Below are 26,461 nucleotides of genomic sequence, written 5' to 3' on the forward strand. Positions count from 1 at the left end.
GTCAGGCCGCGCGGGCGGCCCGGCCCTGCACCGCTTCGTAGTGCCCGACCAGCTCGTGGCAGACGGCGGGCCACGTGCGGCCCAGCACGACCTTGCGGGCCTTCTCGCCGAGCCTCGCGCGCAACGCGGCGTCGCGGAGGGCGTCGACCTTTTCGACGAGCGCCGGCCCGAACCGCTCGCGGTCCGCGGGCAGCAGGTAGCCGGTGCGGCCGGGCAGGACGAGGTCCTTCGGGCCGCCGGCGTCCGGCGCGAGCACGGGCAGGCCGGACGCCATGGCCTCCTGCACCGCCTGGCAGAACGTCTCGTGCGGTCCGGTGTGGACGAAGACGTCGAAACTCGCGTACGCCTTCGAGAGGTCTTCGCCGTACTTGGCACCGAGGAACGCCGCGCCGGGCAGCTGTTCCCGGAGGTTTTCCAGTTCCGGCCCGTCGCCGACGACGACCACGCGGATGCCCGGCACGCGGGCCAGCGCGGCCAGCCGGTCGACTTCCTTCTCGGGCGCGAGCCGGCCGACGAACCCGACGAGCAGCTCGCCGTCCGGGGCCAGCTCGGCCCGCAGCGCGGCGTCGGCGTGCTCCGGGGAGAACCGGTCGACGTCGACTCCGCGGGCCCACCGGTGCACGCGCGGGACGCCGTGCAGCTCCAGCTGCTCGACGGAGTCGCTCGACGGCGCGAGCGTCCGGTCGGCCCGCGAGTGCAGCCGCCGCACCCAGCGCCACGCGGCGCGGGCGGCGATCCCGAAGCCGTACGCGGCGGCGAACCCGGCGATGTCGGTCTGGTAGACGGCGATCGAGGGCACCCGCAGCCGTCTCGCCGCGGCCAGCCCGCGCGCGCCGACGACGAACGGCGACGCCAGGTGCACGACGTCCGGGCCGAACGCGGTGAGCGCGGTCAGCACCGTGCGCGTCGGCAGGCCGATCGGCAGGGAGCTGACGCCGGGGACGTCGAGCGCGGGGATCCGCACCACCGGGGCGCCGCGGTAGGAGTCCGGGCCCGGGCCGGGGGCGATGATCAGCACGTCGTGCCGGCGTTCGCGCAGGTGCTCGACGACCCGCAGGACGGAGTTGGTCACGCCGTTCACCTGGGGCAGGAAACTTTCGGTGACTATGGCGACTCGCACGTCTGGACGATCGCACCCGATCCTGGCGCTGGTGTGACGTGTGAGCCAACGGGGCCGGAACAGATCGGCTACGACATGTCATCTCAAGGTCGTGTCCCGGAAACCCGCGGGGCCCAGACTAAGCAGGCATGACCCTCTTGTCCTCACGGCCGCCGCGGCCCGTCGAGCCCGGCCTGCTGTCGAGGGCGCTCGAAGTGGCCGGGCGGCTGGCCAACGACGCCACCGACGTGATCACCGCGACCGCCGGCCGCGGCGCCCACCCATCGACGTTGGATTCGCCGTTCGACTGGGTCACCGACACCGACCGGATTCTGGAGCGCCACACGCGGCGCGTGCTGACCGCGGAGTTCCCGGGCATCCCGGTGGTGGGCCACGAGTTCGGCGCCGACCACGGCGCGGACGTCGCGGAGTACCGCTGGGTGGTCGATTCGGTGGACGGCACGGCGAACTACGTGGCCGGGGTGCCGTGGTGCGCGTACAGCCTGGCGCTGGTGGACGCGGCGGGCCCGGTGGTGGGCGTGGTGGCGGACCCGTACCGCGCCCAGATCTACGCCGCGGCGCGCGGCCGGGGGGCCCGCGCGAACGGCAAGCCGATCCACCTGGCGGACCGCTGCGTGACGGCGGGAGCGCTGGTGTGCACGGAGCTGGCCCGCACCGGGCCGTGGCCGGGCATGGGCGGCTTCATCGAGCGCGCGGCGGCGGCCCACGCGGGAGTCCGGGTACTCGGCTCGGCGGCGTTGTCGATCGCGCAGGTGGCACTGGGCCACGCGGCGGCGGCGGTGCTGCACAGCTACCACGAGTGGGACGTGGCGGGCTCGGTGGCCATGGCCATCGAGGCGGGCGCGGTGGTGCTGGACAAGCACGGCGAGGACACGGCGCTGCCGACGGACGGCCTGCTGGTGGCGGCCCCCGGGGTGGCGGACGAGGTCCTGGGCTGGTGGCAGGAGACGGCGGGCTAATCGAGTTGCGCGCGGGGTGAAGATCGGAACATGCCGACCCTCCGCACCCCGCGGCTCACGCTCGTGCCCTTGGCCGACGAGCACTTCGAGCTGGAGTACGAGCTGGACTCCGACCCCGAGGTGATGCGCTACCTCACCGGCCGGGCCGCCACCCGCGCCGAGGTCACGCAGGCGCATTCGCGGCGGATGGCGACCGCGGCCGGGTTCGGCTTCTGGATGGGATTCGCGGGCGAGGACTTCGTGGGGTGGTGGCTCCTGCGGCCGCCGAACGGCCCGGACCAGCCGGATGTCGAGGGGGAGGCGGAGCTGGGCTACCGCCTGCTGCGCCGCCACTGGCGGCAGGGGTACGCCCGGGAGGGCTCGCTCGAGCTGCTCCGGTACGGGTTCGAGAAGCTGGGCCTGGACCGGATCTTCGCCCAGACGATGGCGGTCAACAAGCCATCCCGGGCAACGATGGCTTCGGTGGGCATGACGTTCGCGCGGGCGTTCGTTTCGGCCGCGGAGTACGAAGACCCGGCCGAAGGTGCCGACCAAGGCGAGGTCGAGTACGAAATAACGCGGAGCCGCTGGCTCGAAACGGCTAGCTGAGCCGCAACCGGAACCACCCCCGCCCTACACCTGTCGGCAGCCCCGCTCAGGAAGCCGCAGCGACCGCAGCCCGCTTCTTCTGCCGCCGGATCCACCACAGCGCCGGCCCCGCCACCAGCCACGTGAAGAACACGAAACTCCCCAGCGGCAGCAACGTCAGCGTCGCCGACCGCCCAGCCACCCGCGCCAGCTCCGGGTCGGACGCGTCGTACTCGATCCGCACCAGCTGCCCGGCCGCCAGGCCGTCCGGGTACAGCACCCCGTTCGCCGGGCTGTGCACGATCCCGTCCGGCGTCTCGAAGTGGATGATCGTCCGGTCGAACGCCACCGAATCGACCGTGGCCGTGGCCGTGCCGAGCTGGGCGGAGATCGCGCCGTCGTTGCGGATCGCCGCGAACAGCAGGCACACGCACATCACGGTGAGGAGCGAGGCGACGCCGAGGGTGGCCCACCACCCGACGCGCCTCGCCCGCTCACCTCTCGTGCTCACGCCGCGAGCGTATCGCTCTCGATCAGCCCGCGTGCTCGGCGGCGAGGAACCGGTGGTTCGCCTGGATCTGGTCGTACGACTTCGGCTTCACCGGACCCGAAACCGCAGCCGGAACCGCGGCGGAAGCCGCAGCCGCGCGAGCGGTCGAAGCCGCAGGCGAAGCCCCGTTCGGGCCCACCGCGGGCTTGCCCGCCGTGTACAGCCAGGTCTGGAACAGGTCGTGCAGCGGCTTGCCCGAGATCTTCTCCGCCAGCGCGATGAACTCGAGGATCCGCCCGTCCTTGCCGCCCTTGGCCGCCTGCCACGCCTTGAGGATGGCGAAGAACGCGTCGTCACCCACGGCGGTCCGCAGCGCCTGGAGCGTCAGTGCGCCCCGGTCGTACACGGCGTTGTCGAACTGGTTGTCCGCGCCCGGGTCGGCCGGCACGAGCTTCCACAGGTCACCGTCGGCCGGGTTCGAGTCGTACGTGTACTGGGCCAGCTCCGCGACCGTGCCCTCGCCCTCGTGCTCCGACCACAGCCACTCCGCGTAGGACGCGAAGCCCTCGTTCAGCCAGATGTCGCTCCAGCGGCCGAGCGAGACGTTGTCGCCGAACCACTGGTGGGCGTTCTCGTGCGCGATCAACGTCGTGTTCGAGCCCGCGCGGAAGTTCCGGACGCCGTACGTCGGCCGGGTCTGGTTCTCCAGCGAGAAGCCGATGCCGCTGGTCACGACGCCGCCCTCGGCCTCGAACGGGTACGGCCCGAACTGCGTCGCCAGGAACTCGTCGATCTCCGGCGTCCGCTCGACGCTGGCCTTCGCCGCGTACAGCGAGTCGCCGAGGTCGGCGCCGTAGGCCGTGATGAACGGCTTGCCGTCCGGCGTGGTCGATTCGATGACCTCGTACTTGCCCACGATGAACGACGTCAGGTACGTGGCCTGCGGTTTCGCGCTGCGCCACTGCCAGCGGGTCCAGCCCGCGCGCTGCTTCGTCTTGCGGACCAGGGTGCCGTTGGAGATGGCCGCGTTGTCGTCCGGCGCCTCGATCGAGACGTCGTAGGTGGCCTTGTCGGTCGGGTGGTCGTTGGCCGGGAACCACCACGCCGAGCTCTGCGGCTCGTCGATGCCGAGCGCGCCGAAGGCACCCTTCTTCCAGGCGTTGATGCCGTCCACCGTCTCGGTCGAGGGCGTGTCCGAGTACGCGACGACGACGGTCGCGGTCTGGCCCTTGAGCAGCGGCTGCGCCGGGGTGACGACGAACTCGCCGTTGCCGGTCTGGTTCGTGAACTGCGCCGGCCGGTTGTTCACCCGCACGCTCGACGCCTTCAGCGCGAAGTCCAGGTCGAACCGCGAGAGGTCCTGCGTGGCGGTGAGCAGCAGCGTCGTGGTGCCCGACAGCAGGTCGGTCGCGGGCTGGTAGGTCAGCCGGATGTCGTAGTGCAGCACGTCGGTGCCGCCGTTGCCGGCGTTCGGGTAGTACGGGTCGCCGACGCCGGGAGCGCCGGGCGCGGGCGCCGCGCTCGCGGTGCCGGCGAGCAGCACCGAGACGACGCCGGCCGCGAGCGCACCGAGACCGGTCCGCGTTCTTGCACGCATTCGATTTCCTCCAGATGGAGTGAGGATCAGCGCGCTCGAACGTAGCCAGCCGGGAAGCACCCAGGAACAGCCGAAGGGAGGTTTCTTGCCTGCTGGGATTGCACCCGGAAAGCGGTTGACGTCAGCCCGCGGACACGGCGGCGGACACGGCCGCCCGCAGGCGGGCGTGCAGTTCGCGGTGCCGCGCCCGGTCCACCCGCACCTCGACGACCCGCAGCCCCGGCGCCGGCGCCAGCGCCGCCCGGAACTCCGTCAGCGTCTCCGCGACGACGTGCGGGACGCGGTACCCCGCGCACAGCGCGCCCAGGTCGGCGCCGTGCGGGGTGCCGAAGACCCGCTCGAAGCTCGCCGAGTGCTCCGGCGCCCCCTGTTCGAGCAGCGAGAAGATGCCCCCGCCGTCGTCGTTGAGCACCACGATCGTCAGGTCGGGCCGCTGCTCCGCGGGCCCGGTCAGCAGCCCCGAGGCGTCGTGCAGGAACGTCAGGTCGCCCAGCAGCGCGTACGACGGTCCCCGGTGCACATACGCGGCCCCGATGGCCGTGGAGACCGTGCCGTCGATGCCCGCGACACCGCGGTTGCGGTGCACCAGGACGTCCGGGCGCAGCCGGCCGGCCAAGGCGACGTCCCGGGTCGGGTTGGACGAGCCGACGACCAGCAGTGACTCCGGCGGCAACGCGTCCACCAGCTCGGTCGCCACCCGCAGCCCGCTCGGCCACGGCTCCTCGGCCAGCGTCGCCGCCACCGCGGCGGCGGCCGCCGCGTCGGCCCGGCGCCAGCTCGCCAGCCACTCCGGGTCGGCGGGTTTGGTCGGCTCGTCGAACCACTGCCCGACCTGCCGGACGTTGTGCGCGGGCGCCGGCCAGTCCGAGTCCGGCCGCACCAGCAGCACCTCGACGCCGGGGTCGGAGATCACCTGCTGGATCTGCCGGAACACCGTCGGCCGGCCCAGGCAGAGCACCTGCTCCGGCTTGTGCTTCGAGATGAACTCCTCGACACCCAGCAGCCACGCGCCGGACGAGATCGCCGTGCCGCCGGACAGCCCGATCCCGCCGGTCTCGGAGATCACCGGCCAGCCGTGCTGCTCGGCCCACTCGCTGGCCGCCTGGACGCCGGTGTCGCACGCGATCACCAGGCCGTGCCGCGCCGACGGCACCACGAACGACGGGAGCGCCCCGAAGTCCGGCAGCTCGGTCCAGCGGGACCCGTCCGCGCGGCCGTCGAGGGATTCGTACCACTCACCGTCATCGTCCAAATCGGGCACGAGCGGCTCGCGGAACGGGACGTTCAGGTGCACCGGCCCGCACCGCCACTCGCCGTAGGCGGCGTTCCAAGCCCGGCAGATCTGGCTGCGCCAGTACGAGTTCTGCCCGGCCCGCCGCTCGGCCACGGCCAGCTCGTCGAAGTAGCGGACGGCGTCGCCGTAGAGCTGGTGCTGGTCGATGACCTGCGACGCCCCCGCGGCCCGCAGCTCGGGCGGCCGGTCGGCGGTCATGACGATCAGCGGGACGCCGGCCCGGTCGGCCTCCAGGACCGCCGGGTGGAAGTTCGCGGCCGCGGTGCCGGACGTGCAGAGTACGGCCACCGGGCGGCCGGTGCGCGCGGCGATGCCGAGGGCGAGGAACGCGGCCCCGCGCTCGTCGATGCGGACGTGCAGCCGGAGCTTCCCGGCCGCCGCCGCGTCGTACAGCGCGATCGACAGGGGCGCGTTGCGGGAGCCCGGGCAGAGGACGACGTGCGAAACGGTGTTGCGGACGAGTTCGTCGACGATGACCCTGGCCTGCGCGGTGGAAGGGTTCACCGGCGGGCTCCAGGTGCGTCGACTGTGTGCAATGCCGCCTCCGCGGGAGGGAGTACGTCGGCGGTAGATGGGTCCACAGGTCCTATTCTCCCAAACGTGGATGACGCCCGAGTTTCCGAGCTGTTCGATCCGGCCGCGTGGACCGAGGTCGAAGGTTTCGCCTTCACCGACATCACCTACCACCGCTCCGCTGAGAGCCGCGGTGGCAAACGCGTCGTGCGGATCGCGTTCGACCGCCCGGAGGTCCGCAACGCCTTCCGGCCGCACACCGTCGACGAGCTCTACCGGGCCCTGGACCACGCCCGGATGAGCGCCGACGTCGGCTGTGTCCTGCTCACCGGGAACGGCCCGTCGCCCAAGGACGGCGGCTGGGCGTTCTGCTCCGGTGGTGACCAGCGTATTCGCGGACGCTCCGGGTATCAGTACGCGAGCGGGGAGACCTCCGACACGGTGGACCCGGCGCGGGCCGGCCGGCTGCACATCCTCGAGGTCCAGCGGCTGATCCGGTTCCTGCCGAAACCCGTGATCGCGGTCGTGCCGGGCTGGGCCGCGGGCGGCGGGCACTCCCTGCACGTCGTGTGCGATCTCACCCTCGCTTCGGCCGAGCACGCGAAGTTCAAGCAGACCGACGCCGACGTCGGCTCGTTCGACGGCGGCTACGGCTCGGCCTACCTGGCCAAGATGGTCGGGCAGAAGTTCGCCCGCGAGATCTTCTTCCTCGGCCGCGAGTACTCCGCCGAGCAGATGCACGCGATGGGCGCGGTGAACGCCGTCGTCCCGCACGCCGACCTGGAAAAAGAGGCGCTGACCTGGGCGTGGGAGATCACCCGCAAGTCGCCGACGGCGCAGCGGATGCTCAAGTACGCGTTCAACCTCACCGACGACGGGCTGGTCGGCCAGCAGCTGTTCGCCGGCGAGACCACCCGGCTCGCCTACATGCAGGACGAGGCCGTCGAAGGCCGTGACGCCTTCCTGCAGAAGCGCGACCCCGACTTCGAGGACGTCCCCTATTACTACTGAGCTGCTCCCGGTCCACCTCGACGGCTCGCCCGAAGCGCTCGAGACGCTGAAGGCGGCCGTCGCGGCCGCGCTGGGCGGTGGCCCGGCGGTCCTGCCGTTCGCCGACCCCGTGCTGCGTGACGCCATGGCGCCGGCCGAGCCGGCCGAACCGGGCACCGCCGTGGTCATCGCCACGTCGGGCTCGACCGGCGAGCCCAAGGGCGTCCTGCTGTCGGCCCGCGCCCTGACCGCGTCCGCCGAGGCCACGCACGCCCGCCTCGGCGGGCCGGGCCACTGGCTGCTGGCCACCCCGGCGCAGTACATCGGCGGCCTGCAGGTGCTGGTCCGGTCCCTGCTCGCCGGGACGACCCCGGCGCTGCTGACCGGCACCGGCTTCCGCCCGGACGACTTCGCGGCCGCGGCGGCCCGGCTGGCCGGCAGCCCGCGCTACACCGCGCTGGTGCCGACCCAGCTGGTCCGCCTGCTCGACGACGGCGGCGCGGGGCTGGCCGCGGCGAAGACGTTCGACGCGATCGTGGTCGGCGCGGCGGCGACCCCGCCGTCCCTGCGGGAGCGGGCCGCGGACGCCGGGGTGCGGATCGTGCCGGCGTACGGCATGAGCGAGACGGCCAGCGGCTGCGTCTACGACGGCTTCCCCCTCGACGGCGTCCGCGTCGACCTCGACGGCGACCGCATCCGGATCGGCGGAGACGTCCTCGCGCACGGCTACCGGCTCCGGCCGGACCTCACCGCGGAGTCGTTCTCGGACGGCTGGTTCACCACGTCCGACCGCGGGGTCCGGCACGCCGACGGCCGCATCGAGGTCCTCGGCCGGGCCGACGACATGATCAACACCGGTGGGGTGAAGGTGTCGGCGAACGCGGTCGAGCGGTGCCTGAGCGCGCAGCCGGGGGTACGGGACGCGTGCGTAGTCGGCGTGCCGGACCCGGAGTGGGGCGAGGCCGTCGTGGCGCTGGTCGTCCCGGACGGCGAGCACGGTGACCTGCGGGCGGCGGTCCGGGCGGAACTGGGCGCGGCGGCGACCCCCAAGCGCATCGAATTCGCCGCGGAACTGCCCCTCCGGGGTCCCGGGAAGATCGACCGGGCGGCGGTCAAAGCTCGTCTTCGGCAGCGTTCGCGCGACTGAATGACGGCTTGGCGTTGACACGCACGGGGCGCGCCCGCTTGGCTACTCACCATGACGCGCTGGCTCAGAACTGCACTTATCGGCACGGTCGTCGCGCTGGGTGTCCTCCTGCCCGCGAGCGCGGCTCTCGCCGACAGCGTCGACCCCAACAGCGGGTCGCTCGTCTGGCAGCTGCCGACGTCCGACTGAGTTCCCGGGTTCCCGCTCAGGCGTGATCACCATGGCGTTGAATGGCGCCATGGCGAGTGTGAGCGAGTGGATCGAAGGGGCCCGGCCGCGGACGCTGCCCAACGCGGTGGCGCCGGTCGTGGCGGGGGCCGGCGTGGCGATCGCGCTGGACGGCTTCTCGTGGTGGCGGTCGGTGCTGGCGCTGCTCGTCTCCCTCTCGCTGATCATCGGCGTGAACTTCGCCAACGACTACTCCGACGGCATCCGCGGCACGGACGAGCACCGCGTCGGCCCGCTGCGGCTCGTCGGCTCGGGTATCGCCGCTCCTAAGGCCGTGCTGACGGCGGCGCTCGTCTGCCTCGGCCTGGCCGGGGTGCTGGGCTTGGTCCTGGTGACCGTCAGCGGGCACTGGTGGCTGCTGGCGATGGGCGCGCTGTGCATCCTCGGCGCGTGGTTCTACACCGGCGGCAAGAAGCCCTACGGCTACTACGGCTTCGGCGAGATCGCCGTGTTCGTGTTCTTCGGCCTGGCCGGCGTGCTGGGCACGGTCTACGTCCAGGCGGGCCGGGTGAGCTGGGCCGCGCTGGGCTGCGCGGTCGCGGTCGGCTGCTTCTCGGCGGCGGTCCTGACGGCCAACAACCTGCGTGACATCCCGACCGACATCGAGTCGGGCAAGCGCACCCTGGCCACCCGCCTGGGTGACAAGGGCACGCGGCGGCTCTACCTGGCGCTGGTCGGGGTGCCGTACGTGATCGCCCTGCTCATGGGGTTCTTCATCCACTCGCTGGCCGCGCTGCCCATCCTGAGCTCGTCGCTGCTGTTCGTGTCGGTCAGCGCGATCCGCCACGACGCGACCGGCCGCGACCTCATCCCCGCCCTGCGCGACACCGGGCTCGCGATGCTCGCCTGGGCGGTGCTGGCCGCGGTCGGCCTGAACCTCTAGGGCCAGTTCGCGTCGTCCAGCTCGCGGACCAGGAACGTCCGGTCCGCCGGGTCGACCACGGCCGTCAGCTCCCGGCCCGGCACCAGGTCCGGGCGGTACCCGGTGGTGACGACCGCTTCGAACGCCGGGACCTCGGGGCCGCTGACGCGCAGGGTCAGGCGAAGCGGGTTGTCGTCACCACCGCCTGCTGCGGCCGCGAGGATCTCGGCTTTCGCCAGCAGGCCGACCTCGTCCAGCCGGAGCAGCCGCCGCTTCGCCCGGGTCGTGCCGCGCCACAGGCTGACCCCCATGGGCATCAGCACGGCCGCCAGCACTCCGCCGAGCACTGGCTGGTCCATTCCCCCGGCGGCGGCCGCCACGACCGGACCGGCCACGACGAGCGACACGCTGAGCAGGCGCCGGCCGATGTTGCGGCCGCGGCCGGCGCCCTGCACCTCGACGAACCCGGATCCCGTCACCCGGTCGAGCGTAGTCAGCTTTCCGGAACGAACTTGCCCGTCGCCAGGAACTCCTCGAACAACGCCGCGTGCGGCGCGAGGTCCAGGCCCTGCTGGGCCAGCCACTCGTCGTTGTAGTAGGTGTGCGCGTACCGCTCGCCGCCGTCGCACAGCAGCGTCACGACGCTGCCCGCCTGCCCGTCCTCGACCATCCGCGAGATGAGCCGGAACGCGCCGTAGAGGTTCGTGCCGGTCGAGCCGCCCGCCCAGTGCCCGGTGCGCTCGCGCAGCAGCCGGATGGCCGCCAGGGACCCCGCGTCGGGGATCCGGAACATCTCGTCGATGACGCCGGGGACGAACGACGGCTCGCAGCGCGGCCGCCCGATGCCCTCGATCCGCGACGGCATGCCGGTGCCGTAGTCCAGCGCCCCGGTCTCCCAGGCGCCGTAGAACGACGAGTTCTCCGGGTCGACGACGCAGACCTTCGTCGTGTGGCGCTTGTAGCGGACGTACCGGCCGAACGTCGCGCTCGTGCCGCCCGTGCCCGCGCCGACGACGATCCAGGTGGGGATCGGGTGGCGTTCCGAGCGCATCTGCGCGAACACCGACTCGGCGATGTTGTTGTTGCCGCGCCAGTCCGTCGCGCGCTCGGCGTAGGTGAACTGGTCGAGGTAGTGCCCGCCGGACTCGGCCGCGAGCCGCTCGGCCTCGGGGTACATCGCCGGGGCCTCGTCGACGTAGTGGCACTCGCCGCCGTAGAACTCGATGAGCGCGATCTTCTCCTTCGACGTGCGCCGCGGCACCACGGTGATGAACCGCAGCCCCAGCATCCGGGCGAAGTAGGCCTCGGACACCGCGGTCGACCCGCTGGAGGCCTCGACGAGCACGGTGTCCGGCCCGATCTGGCCGTTGACCAGCCCGTAGAGGAACAGCGACCGGGCCAGCCGGTGCTTCAGCGAGCCGGTCGGGTGGACCGACTCGTCCTTGAGGTAGAGGTCGATGCCCCACTCCGGGGGCAGCGGGAAGACGTGCAGGTGCGTGTCGGCGCTGCGGTTGGCGTCGGCCTCGATGATCCGGACGGCCTCGCGGACCCAGCTGCGGGCGTGCGGGCGGCTCATTCGGCGTGGCCCGGCGTGTCCCCGCGCAGCTGCGCGCGCAGGTCGGCACGGGCCCGGGCGCGCTTCTCGTTGCGCTTCGCCAAGCCCGCCGTGACGCGGGCGTTGAGCGGACGGAACAGCAGCAGGCCCAGCGGCAGGCCGACGACCAGGCCGACGAGCAGCGCGACCAGCAGGGGCACGCCGACCAGGGTCAGCACCCAGGCGATCACCCCGACCAGCACGAACCGCGCCAGCAGGTACAGCGTCAGGTCACGGGGCAGGTGGCCGGCCTTCACGTCGCTCACATCAACGCAGGCTACGCCCCGGCCGGCCGGTCCTTCTGCAGGCCCGCGTTGTTCGGGCGGCCCTCGAACCGCGTCGAGAGCACGACGGTCGTGTTCGTCCGCCCGACGCCGGGGATGCGCCGGAGCCGGCCGAGGGTCCGCTCCAGCTCGTCCACGGTCGGCACGCGCACCTTCACGACGAAAGCTTCGTCACCCGCCACCGCGTAGCAGCTCTCGACCTCGTCGAGCTCGGCGAGCGCGTCGGCGACGTCGTCCTCCGTCGCGGTGTCGGTCGGGTGGATGCTGACGAGGGCGGTGACGCCGAGGCCGACCGAGCTCGGGTCGACGACCGCGTGGTAGCCGGTGATCACGCCGGCGGCTTCCAGCTTGCCCACGCGCTCGTGCACCGACGACGCGGAGAGCCCGACGGCTCGCCCGAGGTCGGCGTAAGTGGCCCGTCCGTTGATGCGCAACGCTGCGATGATCTTCCGGTCCAACTGATCCACGGGATCACTCTATGCGGTTGGACAATCCCCCATTGGCACCACGCCTGGCCGCCGACGGCCGCCGGACCGGCGTCGCCGCACGTCACGTCACCGGACGGTAGTTACCGGTGGTCGGCAAACTGTCCGTTTTGACCTTTAAGGGCTCTTTACTCGCGGACAACCGTTCGAGTACCCGACGGGTGAAGTGCAACGATTGCCTTGTTGGCTACCCCGGCGCGACGGGCAGAAGGGCCCGGACGCCTCCGGTATAGCAGTGAGTTCGTTAAGGAGGCGGAAAATGACCGCGACGATGGGCGGACGCCTGCTCACCCCTGGCGAGGTGGCAGCGCTCTTCCGGGTCGACCCGAAGACGGTGACGCGGTGGGCGACCGCGGGCCGGATCGGCTCGATCCGCACCCCGGGCGGGCACCGGCGGTTCCGGGAGTCCGAGGTGAACGAGCTCCTCGCCGAGCTGACCACCGACGCCAGCGAACCGGCGCGCAACGCCTGAACCATCCGGACGCCAGGGCCGTGTCGAGGTAACGGGAACCACCCCGTCCCCGCACGGCCCTCGTCTTTTTCCGGCCCGGCTTCAAGCCCACCACACGGCCGGAGCGGTTAACCTCGGGGGACAGGCAGCCATACGGAAGGATCCGGCATGCTCGCTCTGCTCGCGGCGGTCGGCGCGCTGGTCGTCGCCCTGCTCCTGTGGCGGTCGTTCGCCGGTCAGCGGATCGGGGTGACGTCGGCACCACGGCGGGCCCCGCTCGCCCCGGACGACGACCCCGACTTCCTGCGCCAGCTGGCCGAACAGCAGCGCAAACGCCGGGACGAAGACTCGTAGGCCGCCCTTTACTTTCACCGAACCCGAACCCGCGTGAGCCGGCCCGTCACCGCCGTGACCGGGCCCGGAACTCGCGTGATTGAGGCCGGAACTCGCGAGTTCCGGCTCCGATCCCGCGAGTTCCGCCGCTGATCACGCGGGTGCGGGTCAGCGGTAGCCCTGCGAAAGCGGGGTGGCGAAACCGTCCGCGACCGTGGCCGCCAGGTCCAGCAGGGCCAGGCGGGTGTCGCCGGACAGGCGGTCCAGCTCGATCTCCGCGCCTTCCTCCAGGTGCGGGTCGAACGGCACCTTGCAGACCGCCCGGACCTTCGCGCCGAAGTGCGCCGAGAGCTTGTCGAGGTCGACCGAGCCGCCCTTGGGCCGGACCGAGTTGATCACCGCGACCGAGCGCTTGACCAGCTCGCCGTAGCCGTGGGCTTCGAGCCAGTCCAGCGTCGCCGAGGCGCTGCGGGCGCCGTCGACCGAGCCGGAGGAGACCACGACCAGCGCGTCCGCGACGTCCAGGACGCCCTTCATCGCCGAGTGCATCAGGCCGGTCCCGCAGTCGGTGAGCACGATGTTGTAGAAGTGCTCCAGCAGGTTGACCGTGCGCCGGTAGTCGTCCTCCGAGAACGCCTCCGACACGGCCGGGTCCTGCTCGCTGGCCAGGATTTCCAGCCGGCTCGAGCCCTGGGACGTGTACGACCGGACGTCGCTGTAGCGCGTGATGCGCGCGGCATCACGCAGCAGGTGACGCACGGTCGCGGTGGTCTCCAGCGGGATCTTCTGCGACAGCGTGCCGCGGTCCGGGTTGGCGTCGACGGCGACGACGCGGTCACCGCGCAGGGACGCGAACGTCGAGCCCAGCGTCGTCGTCACCGTGGTCTTGCCGACGCCGCCCTTGAGCGACAGCATCGCGATCTTGTAGCACCCGCGCAGCGGCTGGTTGACCCGCGCGATGAGCTCGCGGCGGCGGGTGTCCGCCGGGCTCTCCCCCGGGTTGACCAGCTTCCCGGTGCCGACGTAGAGCGCCTTGCGCCAGCCGGACTGCGGAGGCCGCCGGGTTTGCTTGACCAGGTGCGCGGTCGAAAGGTCGTGACCGTGGCCCGGCTGCGGCGCCGCGTGCCGCCCGCCCTGGGGCTGCGGCAGCCCGGACGGCTGCTGTGGGTACTGGGCGTGCGCCTGGTACTGCTGCGCCGGGTCGCCGTACTGCGGCTGCAGCGGCGGCAGGTTCTGGTCGTACCCGTAGGGCGCTTGGTGCGGGCCCGGCGCGGCCGCGTTCGGCACCTGATGGGGCCCGGACACCGCCGGGTTCGGCACCTGGTGCGGCCCGGACACCGCCGGGTTCGGCACCTGGTGCGGGCCGGACACCGCCGGGTTGGGCACCTGATGGGGCCCGGACACGGCCGGGTTCGGCACCTGGTGCGGGCCCGACACCGCCGGGTTGGGCGGCGGCGCCACGGCCTGCGTCGGCTGCACGTCGTACGCCCCCGACGTCTCGGGGTGCGGGTGCGAGTCCGTCCGATCGTCGGCGAACAGGCCCGGCTGCGGCGCAGCGACGGCCGGGTCAGCCTGTTCGCGGTGGCCAGGAGCCGATTCTTCGCTGGGTCCGGTCACCGGTGAAAACCTCCACGCGCTCCGCCTGACACTCGGTCCCCCGGTGTCGACGGTAGTCGGCGTTCGCGCGGGATGCTCAGCCCACCCCGGCGTAGGAGTGCAGGCCCGCGGTGACGAGGTTCACGAAGAACAGGTTGAAGACGATCGCGGCGAACCCGACGATGTTGATGGCCGCGGCCCGGGCGCCCCGCCAGCCCGCGGTCGCCCGCGAGTGCAGGTAGGCCGCGTAGACCACCCAGGCGATGAACGCGACGGTCTCCTTGGGGTCCCAGCCCCAGAACCGGCCCCACGCCGACTCGGCCCACACCGCGCCGCAGAGGACGCCGAAGGTGAACACCGGGAAGGCGAAGATGGTCGTCCGGTAGGCGATCCGGTCGAGGACGTCGGCCGAAGGCAGCTTCGAGGCGAAGCCGGCGAACTTCGTGGCGTCCTTCTCGTGGGCCGCGCGGAACAGGTAGAGCACGCTCGCGACGCCCGGCACCAGGAAGACGCCGGACCCGATGATGGCCGCCGAGACGTGGATGACCAGCCAGTACGACTGCAGCGCGGGCTGCACCGGCGCCGCGGTCGTGTACAGCAGCGTGCCGTTGACGAACATCAGGATGACGACGGGCAGCAGCAGGAAGCCGGTGAGGTGCCGGACCGGGAACTTCTTCATGACGATCAGCCAGGTCACCACCGTGATGAAGGTGACGGCCATGCCGTACTCGTACATGTTGCCCCAGGGCGCGCGGTGCACGGCGAGCCCGCGCAGCACGATCGCCGACAGCTGCAGCAGCGCACCGAGCACGAGCAGGGCCGCGCCCATCCGGCCGATCCGCTCGGGGCGGCCGACCTCGCGCTGCGCGGCCGGGACGTCCTCGACCGGCGGGCCGCCGGCGCCGACGAGCTCGCGGGCCCGCAGCTTGGCGCGCTCGGTGGCGAGCCGGCCCTTGGCGCCGAAGCCCTGCTCGATCAGGGTGAACATCAGCGCGACGACGTAGATCGCCGCGGCGGTGGTGTACAGCCAGTCGCTGTAGGTGGACAGCGTCTCGTTGATCGGCATGCCTCAGCCCTTCTGCCCACTGATCAGGCGTTCGCTGACCCGGTGGAACTCTTCGCCGTACCCGGCCTGGTCCGTGCGGGCCAGCCCGGCGACCTCGATGACGGTACCCGGGTCGTCCGCGGTCCCCGGTTTCACCCGCACCCACAGCCGGCGGCGCTTGACCAGCAGAGACGCGCCGAGGCCGAGGAACATCGCGATGGCGAAACCGAGCACGAACCCCTGGGTGGGGTCGTGGGAAACCTGCAGCGAGACCCACTGCCCGACGCCGTCGAAGCGGATCTTCGTGCCGTCGTCGAGCTTGAGCTCCTGGCCGACCTTCAGGTTCTGGCGGGCGACCTTCTTCAGCCTGCCGTCGTCGACGAGCGACTGGTCGACCTGGAACACGGACTGGCCGCGTCCGGCGTCGAGGCCGAGGTCACCGCGCAGGACGTCGACGGCCACCGCGGGGTCCTTCGCCTCCGGCGCCGACGACGTCAGGACGCTGCCGTGCAGGAACGCGGTCGGCGCGAACAGGCCGGTGACGGCCAGCTGCCGGGTCCGCCGCCGGACCTCGTCGGTGATGCCGGGCTGGTCGAACTTGGTCGCGCCCTCGGCGAGCATCGTGGCCGGGTCGACCGTGCGCCACTGGGTGTCCTGGGTGCGCTGCGAACCGTCCGGGAAGGTCACCGTGAACTTCGGCGAGTAGCCGTGCCCGAGCAGGTAGACGCGGTCGCCGGCGGTGCGCAGCGGCGAGTTGACCTCGAGGCCGTACGGGCGCCAGGTGTTCGTGTCCAGGTCCGCGCCCGACTGGTACTCGATGTTCGAGTGGTAGTAGTCCGGCTGGCCGGACTCGGTGTAGCGCGCGGTGAAGTCGTTGACCTTCACGCAGAACGGGTCGAGGTCGGTGCCGTCGACGCGCAGGCCCGCGTTGAAGGAGTCGTAGTTGTAGATGCCGGCGTTGCAGAAGGTGCTGCCGTCGGCCTGGACGATGACCTGGCCTTCGTAGCCGTAGAGCTTGCCGAGGGCGAAGAACACGATCAGGCCGAGCATGCTGAAGTGGAAGAGCAGGTTGCCGGTCTCGCGCAGGAACCCGCGTTCGGCCGAGATCGTGCGGACGCCGCCGGCTTCTTCGCGCTCGACGCGGCGCCAGCCGGAGAGCTGCTTGTGGGCGGCGGCGATCTCGGCGGCAGCGTCCGACACGTCGGCCTTGCCCCGGCCGAGCCGGTAGTGCGGCATCCGGGCGAGGTTGCGCGGGGTCAGCACCGGCTTGGCGCGCATCGCCTTGGCGTACTCGAAGCTGCGCGGGGTGAGGCAGCCGACGAGCGAGACCATCAGCAGCAGGTAGATGGCCGAGAACCAGATGCTGGAGTAGACGTCGTAGAACTCGAGCTTGTCGAGCAGCGTCCCCCACCAGCCGTGGGAGGTGATGTACTCGTCAACCTTGGGGGCGTTCAGCTTCCGCTGCGGCAGCAGCGCGCCCGGCAGGGCGGCCAGCGCGAGCAGGAAGAGCAGGACGAGCGCGGTGCGCATCGACGTCAGGCCGCGCCAGGTGTTGCGCAGGAAGGCGAAGGTGCGCCTCGCGGGCGTCGGGGGCCGCGGGGTCTTGGGCGGTGCTTCCGTGGTCGTCACAGCGGCAGCCTCAGGTCGACGGCGAGTTCGTTGCGGAGCCAGCCCATCAGGTCGCCCCAGACGCCGGTGACCAGCAGGATGCCGACGATCATCAGCAGCACACCGCCGAAGATCTGCACCTGGCGGCCGTGCCGGCGCACCCAGTCGGTGGCGCGCACGGCCCACCGGGCGCCGAGCGCGATGAGCAGGAACGGCAGCCCGAGGCCGAGGCAGTAGACGGCGATCAGCAGGTACCCGCGGGCCGCGGCCCCGCCGGTGGCGCTGGCCAGGGTGGTGACGGCCGACAGCGTCGGGCCGATGCACGGCGTCCAGCCGAGGCCGAAGACGGCCCCGAGCAGCGGGGCGCCCCAGATCCCGCCGCGCGGGACGTGGTGCGAGCGGACCTCGCGCTGCAGGCCGGGGATCCAGCCGAGGAAGACGAGCGCCATGGCGATGGTGAGGACGCCGCCGATGCGCTGGAGGAGGTCCTGGTTGAGGGTGAGGGTCGCGGTCAGCCAGACGAGGGTCCCGAGCGTGGCGACGAAGACGACGGTGAACCCCAGAACGAAGAGGAGCGCGGCCCCGACGACGGCCCACCGGCCCTTTTTGCGCTCTTCGCCGGCCCGCACGGCGGGAGCATCGGCCCCGACGAGCGCGGCGAGGTAGGCGAGGTAGCCGGGAACGAGCGGCACGACGCACGGCGAGGCGAAGGAGATGGCCCCGGCCAGCAGCGCAACCCCGGCCGCGAGCAGCAGCGGTCCGGAGATCGCCAGCTCGGTCACGGAGTTCACTCCGTTGAGGGTAGGCAGTGAGGTCCTGGTGAGAACGCCGGGGCCGCCTCACAGGACCTCGGTCACAGCACTTCAGGACCTAGGTCCCGCGGGTGCCGGCCGCTTTCGGGCGGTTGCCGGGCGCGGGACGACGCGTGCGTCCGTGCGGTGCCGCGGCAGACCGGCGTCCGAGACCGGCCGGGGCGCACCTCACCGGCAAAGCGCCGATCAGCCCTCCGCGGCCAGGCGCCGGGCCACCGGCAAAGTCCCGATCAGCCCTCCGCGGCCAGGCGCCGGGTCACCGGCAGCACGTCCTGCGCCAGCACCGGCCGCAGGAACACCGCCGCCACGCGGTGCTGCTTGTCCAGCACGATCGTCGACGGGATGATGTTGCGCGGGTAGCCGCTCAGCTTGAGCAGCACCCGGCCGTCCGGGTCGTAGATCGACGGGTACGTCAGCCCGCGGTCGCGGACGAAGTCCTGGGCCACCTCGCGCGCCGGGTCGCGGACGTCGATGCCCACCACCTGCACGCCCTGCTTCACCAGCGACTCCATCTCCGGCGCCTCGGTCCGGCACGGCCCGCACCACTGGCCCCAGAGGTTGAGCACCACGGCCTGGCCCGCGTAGTCGGCCAGCGACAGCTGCTTGCCCTCGTTCATCAGGTCGTCGCCGGCCAGGACCGGGGCCGTCTGGCGGTCGGCCACGTCATACGTGATGTCGATCCGGCCGCCCGGGGAGACGAAGCTGAAGCTGCTCCCCTGCACCACCGCGTCCTTGCCCGCGCTGCACCCGGCCAGGGCCAGCGCCGCGACCAAGCCGGCGACCAGCCGTTTCATGCCCCGGTCACCTTCGGGTCGGTGGCGCCCGCCGGCTCGCTGTAGACGATCTCCCGCAGTTCGTCGCCCTCGAACACCAGCGACGTCAGCGACGCCAGGGAGCACTGGCGGCGCCGCGGGTCGTGCCAGAGGCGCTTGCCCTCGAGGAACCGCCGCAGCGTCCAGATCGGCAGCTGGTGCGACACGCAGAGCGCTTCGTGGCCGAGCGCCGCCTCGCGGGCCCGGTGGACCGCGCCGAGCATGCGGTGGGCGATCTCGATGTAGGGCTCGCCCCACGACGGCTTGAACGGGTTCACCAGCTTCGGCCAGTGCTGCGGCTCCCGCAGCGCGCCGTCGCCGACCGCCACGTGCAGGCCCTCGAACTGGTTGCCCGCCTCGATCAGGCCTTCGTCGGTCGCGATGTCGAGCCGGTGGGCCGCCGCGATCGGGGCCGCCGTCTCCTGCGCCCGCTGCAGCGGCGACGCGACGACGTGGACCAGGTCGTGCCCGGCGACGGCCTCGGCGACCGTCAGCGCCTGCCGCTGCCCGCGCTCGGAGAGCCGGTAGCCGGGCAGACGGCCGTAGAGGATCTTCGACGGGTTGTGCACTTCGCCGTGACGCAGCATGTGGACGACGGTGGTCACTGGACGGCCCCCGCCGCCGCGCGCGCCGCCGCGGGCAGAGCCGCTTCGATCACCGAGAACGCTTCGTCGTCCATCGCCGCGTTGACGAACCAAGCCTCGTACGCGCTGGGCGGCCCGTACACCCCTTCGTCTAGCAACGCGTGGAAGAACGCCGGGTAGCGCCACGTCTCGGACGCCTGCGCGCCGGCGTAGTCGCGGACCGGCTCTTCGCCGAAGAACACGCTCACCAGGTTGCCCGCGTACTGGACGTTGTGCGCGACCCCCGCTTCGCTCAGAGCCGCGCGGAAGAGGTTGCCGAGGCGCTTCGCGTTGGCGTCGAGCGCCGCGTACACGGCGTGGTCGGCCGCGCGCAGCGTCGCGAGGCCCGTGGCCACCGCGACCGGGTTCCCGGACAGCGTCCCGGCCTGGTAGACCGGCCCGCCCGGGGCGAGCTTGGCCATCACGTCGGCGCGGCCGCCGAAGGCCGCCGCCGGTAGCCCGCCGGACATCACCTTGCCGAACGTGTAGAGGTCGCCGGCCACGCCCTCGAGGCCGAACCAGCCCGCGTGCGAGACGCGGAACCCGGTCATCACCTCGTCCATGATCAGCAGCGCGCCGTGCTCGTGGGCCAGCTCACGCAGCCCCGCGTTGAAGCCGCCGTCGGGGGCCACCGCGCCCATGTTCCCGGCCGCCGCCTCGGTGATCACCGCGGCGATCTCCCCCGGGTTGTCCACAAAGGATTTCCGGACGGCGTCGAGGTCGTTGTAGGGCAGCACCAGCGTGTCCGCGGCCTGGGCGCCGGTGACGCCCGGCGACGTCGGCAGCCCGAGCGTCGCGACGCCGGAGCCGGCCTGGGCGAGGAGCGCGTCGACGTGACCGTGGTAACACCCGGCGAACTTGACGATCTTCGTCCGGCCGGTGAACCCCCGGGCCAGCCGGATGGCGCTCATCGTGGCCTCGGTGCCCGAGTTGACCAGGCGGACCTGCTCGACCGGCTCGACCCGGCCGATGATCTCCTCGGCCAGCTCGACCTCGCCGATCGTCGGCGTGCCGAACGACAGCCCGGCCGTCGCCGCCGTCCGCGCCGCCTCGACGACCGCCGGGTGCGCGTGGCCCAGAATCATCGGGCCCCAGGACGACACCAGGTCGACGTAGCGGTTGCCGTCGGCGTCCCACAGGTGCGGGCCCTCGCCGCGGACCATGAACCGCGGGGTGCCGCCGACCGAGTTGAACGCCCGCACCGGCGAGTTCACCCCGCCCGGAATGGCCGTCTTCGCGCGGTCGAACCATGCCTTGGACTGCTCGGTTCCAGTGCTCACCGGTCCAGTGAACCTTATTCCGCCGTCGGCCGACGCGAGAGGTCACCATATGCGAGCCAGTCGCGACCGTAGCGTCGGCCTGACCGAAATAAGGTTCAGTGCCCCGAACCCGCCTAAGATGGCGGGCAGCCGCCCGGGAGGGGAACAACCGGTGACCGAACGCGCCCCGCACCGCAACCAGTGGCTCATGCTGGCCGGCTTCGTGGGCGTGGTCGCCGTGGTGGCCGTGGTCGGCGCACTGGCCGCGACGTCGGCGAAGGAGGTCTACGCGCGGCTCGAGCAGCCGTCCTGGGCGCCGCCCGCGTCGCTGTTCGGTCCCGTGTGGACGGTGCTCTACCTCACCATCGCGGTGGCCGGCTGGCTGTACTGGCGGACCGACGGCGAAACGCGCGGGTTCGCCGCCTACGGCATCGGCCTGCTGTTCAACCTGCTCTGGACACCGCTGTTCTTCGAAGGCGGCGCGGCCAGGGTCGCACTGGCCGACATCGTGCTGCTCGACGTCGTGGTGGTCGTGACGATCGCCCTGTTCGGCCGCCGGTCGAAGGCCGCCGCCGCGCTCCTGGTGCCCTACCTCGGCTGGATCCTCTACGCGACGGCGCTCAACACCGCGATCATCGTCCTCAACTAGCGGCCGGCCTGCTGGGTGATGGCCTGCGCGGTCACCGTGCCGTCGCTGCCCGGCTGGCCCTGGACGACGACCGTCGCGCCCGGCTTGAGGTCCGCCAGCTTGCCCGGCTGGGTGACGCCGATCGTGGTGGAGTCCGATGTGGACACCTTGACGTCGGTGCCCTGCGCGGTCTTCACGTACACCGTGGTGCCGTCGACGTGGTCGACCGTGCCGGTGGTGCCGCGGCCCCCGCGGAACCCGCCGCCCTGCTGGCCGGCGCCGGCTTGGGCGTTGCCTTGGCCGCCCTGCCGGGCGGGTGCCGACGGGGTCGAGGAGCCGAACGCCGCGTGCGTCCAGGCGCCGCCGCCGAACGCGATCGCGAGGACGACGAGCCCGGCCAGCACCAGCGTGGTGCGGGAGAAGGGCTTGGCGGCGCGGCGCATCTCGGCGTTGAGGTCGCCGTCGACGGCCGGGCTGGCGACGATCTGTTCCGCGGTCGGCTCCACGGCGGGCAGGATCGCCGTCGGCTCGTCCCCCGGCGGGGTCGTCGTGTGGGTGGACATGCGGGAACTCCTTATTCGTGACGCAGGGCGTCGATGGGCCTCAGCTTGGCGGCCCGGTTCGCCGGGAAGCTGCCGAAGAACAGCCCGATCAGGGCGGACACCGCGAAGGCGAGCAGGATCGAGGAGGGCACCACGACGGGCTTGATCCCGGAGATGGTGAACCGGCTGCCGACCAGCCCGATCGCCACGCCGAGCAGGCCGCCGAACAGGCTGAGCATGGTCGCTTCGGCGAGGAACTGCCCGAGGATGGCCGAGCGCGGGGCGCCGATGGCCTTGCGGATGCCGATTTCGCGGATCCGCTCGGTCACCGTGACGAGCATGATGTTCGTGACGCCGATCCCGCCGACCAGCAGGGAGATCGCCGCGACGGCGGCCAGCAGCACGGTGAACGTCTCGGTCGCCGAGGTCCGGGTCGCCAGCAGCTGCTCGGAGTTCTGGACCTGGTAGTCCGGGTTCCCGCCGAGCCGGATGCCGTGGCGGGCGTTGAGGATCGCGGTGATCTCGGACTGGGCCAGCGAGACGGAGTCGGCGCTGGTGGCCTGGACGGCGATCTGGTTGAGGCTGCCGTACCCGGCGAGGGAGTTCTGGACCGCCGAAATCGGCGCGATGGCGACGTCGTCGGCGTTCTGGAGGCCGGTGCTGCCCTTGGCCTGCAGCACCCCGATCACGGTGAACTGGATGCTGTTGAGCAGGACGTTCCTGCCGACCGGGTCGGCGGTGCCGAAGATCGACTCCGCCGTGGTCGGGCCCAGGACGACGACCTTGCGCGCGGTGGTGACGTCCTCGGTGGTGAACAGCTGCCCTTGGGCGAGCTCGCGGTTGGTCGTGGTGAAGTACGCGGGTTCGGTGCCGGCGACGCTGGAGATGTCGTAGGACGTCTGCCCGTAGGTCGCGGTCGCCGTCGTGTTGACCACCGGCGAGGCGGCCTTGACGTCCGGGGCGCCGACGGGGTCGACGAGCGCGTGCGCGTCCTGCACGGTCAGCGGCCGCGCGGCCGCGCCCTGGCCGCCGCCGCGCGCCGGGGAGACGTTGACGACGTTGGTGCCGAGGCCCTGGATGCTGGCCGCGATGGCCGCCGACGCGCCGTTGCCCACCGCGACGAGCAGGATCACCGCGGCGACGCCGATGGTGATGCCGAGCGTGGTGAGCGCCGAGCGCAGTTTGTTCGCCGTGAGGCCGCGGACGGCGAACCGCAGGACTTCGAGGAGGTTCACGAGACGGCTCCGACGGTGCCGGTCGTGCGCGTCACTTCGTCCGACACGATCAGCCCGTCGTCGACCCGGACGACGCGGTGGGCGTGCTCGGCCACCTCGTCTTCGTGCGTGATGACGACGATGGTGCGGCCGAGGGCGTTGAGCCGGTCGAAGACGCCGAGGACGTCCTCGGTGCTGCGCCGGTCGAGGTTGCCGGTCGGTTCGTCGGCCAGCAGCATCGCCGGGCCGGTGACCAGCGCCCTCGCCACCGCGACGCGCTGGATCTGCCCGCCGGAGAGCTCGCTGGGCAGGTGCTTGGCCCGGTCGGACAGCCCGACCATTTCCAGCGCCGCGAGCGCGCGGCGGCGGCGCTCGGCCCGGCGCAGTCCACTGTAGACCAGCGGTAGCTCCACATTGGACAAGGCCGACGTCCGGGGCACCAGGTTGAACGACTGGAAGATGAACCCGATCTTCCGGTTGCGCAGCAACGCCAGTTGCCGCTCGTTCAGCTTCCCGACCCCGAACCCGTCGAGGAGGTACCGGCCGGACGTCGGGACGTCCAGGCAGCCCAGCATGTTCAGCAGCGTCGACTTCCCCGAGCCGGACGCGCCCATGATCGCGACGTACTCGCCGGGCCACACGGTGAGGTCGACGCCGCGCAGCGCGTGCACCGCCGTCTCCCCGGCCCCGTAGGTCTTGCGCAGTCCGGAGACCGCGATCACCGGGTTCATCCGCGCCCGCCGAAACCGCCGCCGGTGCCGGTGCCGCGCTGGCCGCCGCCCGGGAACCCGCCGGTCCCGCCGCCGGGGAACCCGCCGGTGCCCCCGGTGCCGCCCGGGCGGCCGGTGCCGGTGCCGGTCGTGGCCGTTCCGGTGAGCACGACGTTGTCGCCTTCGGTCAGGCCCGAGGTGATCTGGACGGTCGACTCGCCGCGCAGCCCGACCTGCACCTGCCGCGTGACGTTCTGGCCGTTCTCCTGCACGGTGACCAGGTTGGTGCCACCGGCGGTCTGCACCGCCGCGGCCGGCACGCTCAGCGCGTTGTCCGCCTCGGCGACGGTGATCACGACGCTGGCCGACTGGCCCGGCCGCAGCCCGTCCGGCGGGCTCGTCAGGGCCAGCTGCGCGCCGTAGGAGACGACGCTGCCGCTGGTGGTCGGGGTCAGGTTGACGCTCGACACGGTCGCCTGGATCGGCTTGTCCGGCAGGGCGTTCAGCGTCACCGTGGCTTTCTGGCCCGCCTTGACCTTGCTGACGTCGATCTCCGCGACCGAGGTGTTGACGACCAGGCCGGTCAGGTTCGTGATGGTGATGAACCCGGAGCTGCTGCTGCTACTGCTGCTGCTCACGGCAGCGGCGCCGGAGTTCGCCCCTTGGCCGCCTTGGCCGCTGCCGCTGCTCGACGACTGCGCCGTCGCCGAAGAGCCGCTGGAAGACTGCTGGCCGACGGTGCCGTTGATCGCGGTGACCGTCCCGGCGCCGGGCGCGTACAGCACCGTGTTGTCGAGGGCCTGCTGCGCGGTCTGGACGTCGAGCTGGGCCTGGTCGAGCTTCGCCTGCGCCGAGGTGACGCTGTTCGCCGCGCCGGTCTGGGCGTTCTGGGCGTTCGGCCCGGTGGCCGGGGTGTTCTCGGCCGTCTCGGCCGTGTCGAGGGCGTCCTGGGCGACGGCGAGGTTGGCCTTCGCGACCTGCAGCTGTTTCGACGCCTGGGTGCCGTCGACGGTGGCGAGCTTCTGCCCGGCGCTGACGACGTCCCCGACCTTGACGTCGATCGAGGTGACCTTGCCGGCCGTCGCGAAGTTCGCGACGCCGGTGTAGCTGCTGGCCAGCGTCCCGGCGGCGGAGACGGTCTCGGTGACCGTGGCCCGGCGGACCGGGGTCGTGCGGCTCTGGGCCTGCGCCGAACTCGGTGCCGGGGTGAATGCCTGGTATATCCCGAATCCCGCCCCGGCCAGCAGTACGACCAGAGCTCCGTTGATCAGCCATGCCTTCGAGGCACGCACGCGCGTCATGCGGCAACTCAAGTACCGGCGCTTAGCAATTGACTGTTCGTTGCCTGTGCGCGAGCTGTGTATCAGGCCTTCGGCTTCGGGCTCCGTGCGCGGATGGCGAGCGCCAGCTGACGCACCGCGTCGACCAGCAGCAACGCGGCCACGGTACCGAGGCCGATGGCGGCGGCGAGCAGCCCGCCGAAGTACCGCTGCGACTCGAGCACGGCACCGTCATCGGTCCGGGTGACGACGGTGGCGACGCTGCTGTGCCAGCAGGCGTAGGCGGCCCACCCGGCAAGCACGGCGAGCAGCACTTCCACGACGGCAACGAGCCCCCGCCACGGTTTGTGCAGCCGCGCGGGCGACCCGGGTTCTTCCGGCGGCCAGAGCTCGGTCCCGGTGGGCTGCGGAAGGTCGATCACACCGGCGATTTTCTCATGCTTCCCGCGGCGACGCCCGGACGAGCCGGTCGAGCGCGTCCCGCAGGGCCTCGACGTCCTTCGCCCACGCCAGCACCACCGTGCCGTCCGCCAGCCGGACCGGTAGCTCGTCGTACTTCCGCGGCACCGACCAGCCACCGCCGAGCACCCGCGCTCCCACCGGTGCCCCGACGTCCGTCACCGACGCGATCTGCGCCGCCGGTACCTTCTCCCGGCCCTGCCGCAGCTGCTCGGAAGTCACTTCCAGCGACAGGAACCGGCGTCGCGCGTACACCCACGGCATCGTGAGCACGCACAGCCCGAGCCCGACCAGCAGCCAGCCCACCACGTGCACCGGGCCGCCGGTGACGAGCTCCGCGAGCGCGCCCACCAGGGCGAACACCGGGCCCCAGCCGATCGCGCCCCAGCTCACGCCGGACTCGGCGTAGAGCCTCACAGCTTCTTGCCGACCTTGGGGAAGTAGCCGCTCACCGACGGCAGGTACAGCAGCACCAGCGCGATGACGAACAGCAGCACCGCGACCAGCGTCAGGTACGTGAGCACCGGCGCGAAGGTGAAGATCAGCAGCACCATCACGACCGGCAGCACGGTGAGCACCGTCCGGGCCGAGCGGGTGCCTTCGCGGGCCTTGTACGCGAACAGCAGGAACAGCAGCGTGAACACGACCGAGCCGGCGAGGAGGAACCACAGCATCGCCGTGACGCCGTCCGCGATCATCTGCGGCGAGATCTTCGGGTCGGTCGTCCCCTTGACGTACCGGTCGATGACCGCGGACTTGCCCGCCATCAGCTGGACGTACCCGAGGACCAGCAGCACCCCGCCGGCGAGCCACAGCCAGAACGACACCGCCACCGGGCGCGGCGGCTTGGCCTTCGGGGCCTTCGCGCCGGGGAGCACCGGGTCGGGTGAGCGGCCGAGCTTGCGCCGTTCGTCGTCGGTCAGACCGGTGAGGTCCTCTTTGTCTTCCACGCGTGGACT

Annotated in this window: 31 protein-coding genes; 9 read left to right on the forward strand and 22 right to left on the reverse strand. The window is 72.0% G+C overall.

The features are described 5' to 3' along the window. Position 1: 1 nt before the first annotated feature. Entirely contained in the window at positions 2 to 1,072 is a 1,071-nt protein-coding gene (locus ACLJOU_RS00350; protein ID WP_410561798.1) for a glycosyltransferase family 4 protein, read from the reverse strand. Positions 1,073 to 1,248: 176 nt separating this feature from the next. Here ACLJOU_RS00350 and ACLJOU_RS00355 point away from each other — a divergent pair, with 176 nt between their 5' ends. Both ACLJOU_RS00355 and ACLJOU_RS00360 read left to right on the forward strand, forming a co-directional pair. Further along, positions 1,249 to 2,079 carry an inositol monophosphatase family protein gene (locus ACLJOU_RS00355; protein ID WP_410561800.1) on the forward strand — a complete coding sequence of 277 codons (831 nt, stop codon included), beginning with the start codon at positions 1,249 to 1,251 and terminating at the stop codon, positions 2,077 to 2,079. A 30-nt stretch (positions 2,080 to 2,109) separates the two neighbouring features. Further along, positions 2,110 to 2,667, forward strand: coding sequence for a GNAT family N-acetyltransferase (locus tag ACLJOU_RS00360; RefSeq protein WP_410561801.1), 558 nt, complete (start codon positions 2,110 to 2,112; stop codon positions 2,665 to 2,667). Positions 2,668 to 2,713: 46 nt separating this feature from the next. Here ACLJOU_RS00360 and ACLJOU_RS00365 read toward each other — a convergent pair whose 3' ends face one another. The 3 genes from ACLJOU_RS00365 to menD form a co-directional block, all read right to left on the reverse strand. Further along, positions 2,714 to 3,157: a DUF3592 domain-containing protein gene (locus tag ACLJOU_RS00365; protein ID WP_410561802.1), complete on the reverse strand. Its 444-nt coding sequence runs from the start codon at positions 3,155 to 3,157 to the stop codon at positions 2,714 to 2,716. Positions 3,158 to 3,179: 22 nt separating this feature from the next. Continuing rightward, a complete protein-coding gene (locus ACLJOU_RS00370) occupies positions 3,180 to 4,733 on the reverse strand; it encodes a M1 family metallopeptidase (protein WP_410561804.1) in 1,554 nt (517 codons plus the stop codon). Positions 4,734 to 4,854: 121 nt separating this feature from the next. After that, positions 4,855 to 6,531: a 2-succinyl-5-enolpyruvyl-6-hydroxy-3-cyclohexene-1-carboxylic-acid synthase gene (menD, locus tag ACLJOU_RS00375; RefSeq protein WP_410561807.1), complete on the reverse strand. Its 1,677-nt coding sequence runs from the start codon at positions 6,529 to 6,531 to the stop codon at positions 4,855 to 4,857. A 96-nt stretch (positions 6,532 to 6,627) separates the two neighbouring features. On the opposite strand from menD, the gene ACLJOU_RS00380 reads away from it, so the two are divergent. Genes ACLJOU_RS00380 through ACLJOU_RS00395 form a run of 4 tightly spaced genes read left to right on the forward strand, consistent with a single transcriptional unit; the run spans position 6,628 to position 9,788 of the window. Next, entirely contained in the window at positions 6,628 to 7,551 is a 924-nt protein-coding gene (locus ACLJOU_RS00380) for a 1,4-dihydroxy-2-naphthoyl-CoA synthase (protein WP_410561810.1), read from the forward strand. A gap of 1 nt (position 7,552) precedes the next feature. Next, positions 7,553 to 8,677: an o-succinylbenzoate--CoA ligase gene (gene menE, locus ACLJOU_RS00385; RefSeq protein ID WP_410564638.1), complete on the forward strand. Its 1,125-nt coding sequence runs from the start codon at positions 7,553 to 7,555 to the stop codon at positions 8,675 to 8,677. 51 nt (positions 8,678 to 8,728) lie between these two features. Beyond that, a complete protein-coding gene (locus ACLJOU_RS00390; RefSeq protein WP_410561811.1) occupies positions 8,729 to 8,866 on the forward strand; it encodes a hypothetical protein in 138 nt (45 codons plus the stop codon). A gap of 49 nt (positions 8,867 to 8,915) precedes the next feature. Next, positions 8,916 to 9,788, forward strand: coding sequence for a 1,4-dihydroxy-2-naphthoate polyprenyltransferase (locus tag ACLJOU_RS00395; RefSeq protein ID WP_410561813.1), 873 nt, complete (start codon positions 8,916 to 8,918; stop codon positions 9,786 to 9,788). Here ACLJOU_RS00395 and ACLJOU_RS00400 read toward each other — a convergent pair. The 4 genes from ACLJOU_RS00400 to ACLJOU_RS00415 are packed head-to-tail and all read right to left on the reverse strand — an operon-like array spanning position 9,785 to position 12,112. Beyond that, positions 9,785 to 10,246, reverse strand: coding sequence for a hypothetical protein (locus tag ACLJOU_RS00400; RefSeq protein ID WP_410561814.1), 462 nt, complete (start codon positions 10,244 to 10,246; stop codon positions 9,785 to 9,787). The two genes, ACLJOU_RS00395 and ACLJOU_RS00400, sit on opposite strands and share 4 nt — an antisense overlap. Positions 10,247 to 10,260: 14 nt before the next feature. Next, entirely contained in the window at positions 10,261 to 11,343 is a 1,083-nt protein-coding gene (locus ACLJOU_RS00405) for a PLP-dependent cysteine synthase family protein (protein ID WP_410561817.1), read from the reverse strand. After that, the gene (locus ACLJOU_RS00410) at positions 11,340 to 11,627 is read right to left on the reverse strand and encodes a DUF4229 domain-containing protein (protein WP_410561819.1); all 288 of its coding nucleotides are present in this window, start codon (positions 11,625 to 11,627) and stop codon (positions 11,340 to 11,342) included. Before ACLJOU_RS00410 ends, ACLJOU_RS00405 begins: the two co-directional genes overlap by 4 nt. An 11-nt stretch (positions 11,628 to 11,638) precedes the next feature. Continuing rightward, a complete protein-coding gene (locus ACLJOU_RS00415) occupies positions 11,639 to 12,112 on the reverse strand; it encodes an Lrp/AsnC family transcriptional regulator (RefSeq protein WP_410561820.1) in 474 nt (157 codons plus the stop codon). Between the two features lie 277 nt (positions 12,113 to 12,389). Between ACLJOU_RS00415 and ACLJOU_RS00420 the strand changes: the two genes are divergently transcribed. Further along, the gene (locus ACLJOU_RS00420) at positions 12,390 to 12,602 is read left to right on the forward strand and encodes a BldC family transcriptional regulator (protein ID WP_003081896.1); all 213 of its coding nucleotides are present in this window, start codon (positions 12,390 to 12,392) and stop codon (positions 12,600 to 12,602) included. A gap of 147 nt (positions 12,603 to 12,749) precedes the next feature. Continuing rightward, entirely contained in the window at positions 12,750 to 12,935 is a 186-nt protein-coding gene (locus ACLJOU_RS00425; RefSeq protein ID WP_354821336.1) for a hypothetical protein, read from the forward strand. Positions 12,936 to 13,082: 147 nt separating this feature from the next. Here ACLJOU_RS00425 and ACLJOU_RS00430 read toward each other — a convergent pair whose 3' ends face one another. The 7 genes from ACLJOU_RS00430 to hemL form a co-directional block, all read right to left on the reverse strand. Then, positions 13,083 to 14,531: an AAA family ATPase gene (locus ACLJOU_RS00430; RefSeq protein ID WP_410561823.1), complete on the reverse strand. Its 1,449-nt coding sequence runs from the start codon at positions 14,529 to 14,531 to the stop codon at positions 13,083 to 13,085. Between the two features lie 76 nt (positions 14,532 to 14,607). Further along, on the reverse strand, positions 14,608 to 15,576 hold the full coding sequence (gene ccsB, locus ACLJOU_RS00435) for a c-type cytochrome biogenesis protein CcsB (protein ID WP_410561825.1): 969 nt from the start codon (positions 15,574 to 15,576) through the stop codon (positions 14,608 to 14,610). 3 nt (positions 15,577 to 15,579) lie between these two features. Continuing rightward, positions 15,580 to 17,184, reverse strand: a complete 1,605-nt coding sequence (locus tag ACLJOU_RS00440) for a cytochrome c biogenesis protein ResB (RefSeq protein WP_410561827.1) — start codon at positions 17,182 to 17,184, stop codon at positions 15,580 to 15,582. Continuing rightward, a complete protein-coding gene (locus ACLJOU_RS00445; protein ID WP_410561830.1) occupies positions 17,181 to 17,954 on the reverse strand; it encodes a cytochrome c biogenesis CcdA family protein in 774 nt (257 codons plus the stop codon). The genes ACLJOU_RS00440 and ACLJOU_RS00445 overlap by 4 nt, the downstream gene beginning before the upstream one ends. A gap of 251 nt (positions 17,955 to 18,205) precedes the next feature. After that, positions 18,206 to 18,769 carry a TlpA family protein disulfide reductase gene (locus tag ACLJOU_RS00450; protein WP_410561831.1) on the reverse strand — a complete coding sequence of 188 codons (564 nt, stop codon included), beginning with the start codon at positions 18,767 to 18,769 and terminating at the stop codon, positions 18,206 to 18,208. Then, positions 18,766 to 19,392 carry a histidine phosphatase family protein gene (locus ACLJOU_RS00455; protein ID WP_410561833.1) on the reverse strand — a complete coding sequence of 209 codons (627 nt, stop codon included), beginning with the start codon at positions 19,390 to 19,392 and terminating at the stop codon, positions 18,766 to 18,768. Before ACLJOU_RS00455 ends, ACLJOU_RS00450 begins: the two co-directional genes overlap by 4 nt. Further along, positions 19,389 to 20,690 carry a glutamate-1-semialdehyde 2,1-aminomutase gene (gene hemL, locus ACLJOU_RS00460; RefSeq protein ID WP_410561835.1) on the reverse strand — a complete coding sequence of 434 codons (1,302 nt, stop codon included), beginning with the start codon at positions 20,688 to 20,690 and terminating at the stop codon, positions 19,389 to 19,391. The genes ACLJOU_RS00455 and hemL overlap by 4 nt, the downstream gene beginning before the upstream one ends. Before the next feature lie 151 nt (positions 20,691 to 20,841). Here hemL and ACLJOU_RS00465 point away from each other — a divergent pair, with 151 nt between their 5' ends. Beyond that, entirely contained in the window at positions 20,842 to 21,318 is a 477-nt protein-coding gene (locus ACLJOU_RS00465; RefSeq protein WP_410561837.1) for a TspO/MBR family protein, read from the forward strand. Here ACLJOU_RS00465 and ACLJOU_RS00470 read toward each other — a convergent pair. The 7 genes from ACLJOU_RS00470 to ACLJOU_RS00500 all read right to left on the reverse strand — a co-directional run bounded on the left by ACLJOU_RS00470 (position 21,315) and on the right by ACLJOU_RS00500 (position 26,452). Beyond that, on the reverse strand, positions 21,315 to 21,860 hold the full coding sequence (locus ACLJOU_RS00470; protein WP_410561839.1) for a hypothetical protein: 546 nt from the start codon (positions 21,858 to 21,860) through the stop codon (positions 21,315 to 21,317). The genes ACLJOU_RS00465 and ACLJOU_RS00470 overlap by 4 nt on opposite strands. A gap of 11 nt (positions 21,861 to 21,871) precedes the next feature. Then, entirely contained in the window at positions 21,872 to 23,074 is a 1,203-nt protein-coding gene (locus tag ACLJOU_RS00475; RefSeq protein ID WP_410561841.1) for an ABC transporter permease, read from the reverse strand. Then, the gene (locus ACLJOU_RS00480; RefSeq protein ID WP_410561844.1) at positions 23,071 to 23,784 is read right to left on the reverse strand and encodes an ABC transporter ATP-binding protein; all 714 of its coding nucleotides are present in this window, start codon (positions 23,782 to 23,784) and stop codon (positions 23,071 to 23,073) included. The genes ACLJOU_RS00475 and ACLJOU_RS00480 overlap by 4 nt, the downstream gene beginning before the upstream one ends. Then, positions 23,781 to 25,064: an efflux RND transporter periplasmic adaptor subunit gene (locus ACLJOU_RS00485; RefSeq protein ID WP_410561846.1), complete on the reverse strand. Its 1,284-nt coding sequence runs from the start codon at positions 25,062 to 25,064 to the stop codon at positions 23,781 to 23,783. Before ACLJOU_RS00485 ends, ACLJOU_RS00480 begins: the two co-directional genes overlap by 4 nt. A gap of 62 nt (positions 25,065 to 25,126) precedes the next feature. Then, positions 25,127 to 25,465: a hypothetical protein gene (locus tag ACLJOU_RS00490; protein WP_410561848.1), complete on the reverse strand. Its 339-nt coding sequence runs from the start codon at positions 25,463 to 25,465 to the stop codon at positions 25,127 to 25,129. 13 nt (positions 25,466 to 25,478) lie between these two features. Further along, the gene (locus tag ACLJOU_RS00495; RefSeq protein ID WP_410561850.1) at positions 25,479 to 25,919 is read right to left on the reverse strand and encodes a hypothetical protein; all 441 of its coding nucleotides are present in this window, start codon (positions 25,917 to 25,919) and stop codon (positions 25,479 to 25,481) included. Beyond that, positions 25,916 to 26,452: a hypothetical protein gene (locus tag ACLJOU_RS00500; RefSeq protein WP_410561852.1), complete on the reverse strand. Its 537-nt coding sequence runs from the start codon at positions 26,450 to 26,452 to the stop codon at positions 25,916 to 25,918. Before ACLJOU_RS00500 ends, ACLJOU_RS00495 begins: the two co-directional genes overlap by 4 nt. Positions 26,453 to 26,461: the final 9 nt, after the last annotated feature.

Origin of the sequence: Amycolatopsis sp. cmx-4-61, from assembly GCF_046548775.1 — a bacterium.
Lineage (GTDB): Bacteria > Actinomycetota > Actinomycetes > Mycobacteriales > Pseudonocardiaceae > Amycolatopsis.

Coding starts and splice junctions, on each gene's coding strand:
- ACLJOU_RS00355 (WP_410561800.1), top strand. CDS start 1,249: ATGACCCTCTTGTCCTCACGGCCGCCGCGGCCCGTCGAGCCCGGCCTG.
- ACLJOU_RS00360 (WP_410561801.1), top strand. CDS start 2,110: ATGCCGACCCTCCGCACCCCGCGGCTCACGCTCGTGCCCTTGGCCGAC.
- ACLJOU_RS00370 (WP_410561804.1), bottom strand. CDS start 4,733: ATGCGTGCAAGAACGCGGACCGGTCTCGGTGCGCTCGCGGCCGGCGTC.
- ACLJOU_RS00390 (WP_410561811.1), top strand. CDS start 8,729: ATGACGCGCTGGCTCAGAACTGCACTTATCGGCACGGTCGTCGCGCTG.
- ACLJOU_RS00395 (WP_410561813.1), top strand. CDS start 8,916: ATGGCGAGTGTGAGCGAGTGGATCGAAGGGGCCCGGCCGCGGACGCTG.
- ACLJOU_RS00405 (WP_410561817.1), bottom strand. CDS start 11,343: ATGAGCCGCCCGCACGCCCGCAGCTGGGTCCGCGAGGCCGTCCGGATC.
- ACLJOU_RS00420 (WP_003081896.1), top strand. CDS start 12,390: ATGACCGCGACGATGGGCGGACGCCTGCTCACCCCTGGCGAGGTGGCA.
- ACLJOU_RS00425 (WP_354821336.1), top strand. CDS start 12,750: ATGCTCGCTCTGCTCGCGGCGGTCGGCGCGCTGGTCGTCGCCCTGCTC.
- ccsB (WP_410561825.1), bottom strand. CDS start 15,576: ATGCCGATCAACGAGACGCTGTCCACCTACAGCGACTGGCTGTACACC.
- ACLJOU_RS00450 (WP_410561831.1), bottom strand. CDS start 18,769: ATGAAACGGCTGGTCGCCGGCTTGGTCGCGGCGCTGGCCCTGGCCGGG.
- ACLJOU_RS00470 (WP_410561839.1), bottom strand. CDS start 21,860: ATGTCCACCCACACGACGACCCCGCCGGGGGACGAGCCGACGGCGATC.
- ACLJOU_RS00480 (WP_410561844.1), bottom strand. CDS start 23,784: ATGAACCCGGTGATCGCGGTCTCCGGACTGCGCAAGACCTACGGGGCC.
- ACLJOU_RS00485 (WP_410561846.1), bottom strand. CDS start 25,064: ATGACGCGCGTGCGTGCCTCGAAGGCATGGCTGATCAACGGAGCTCTG.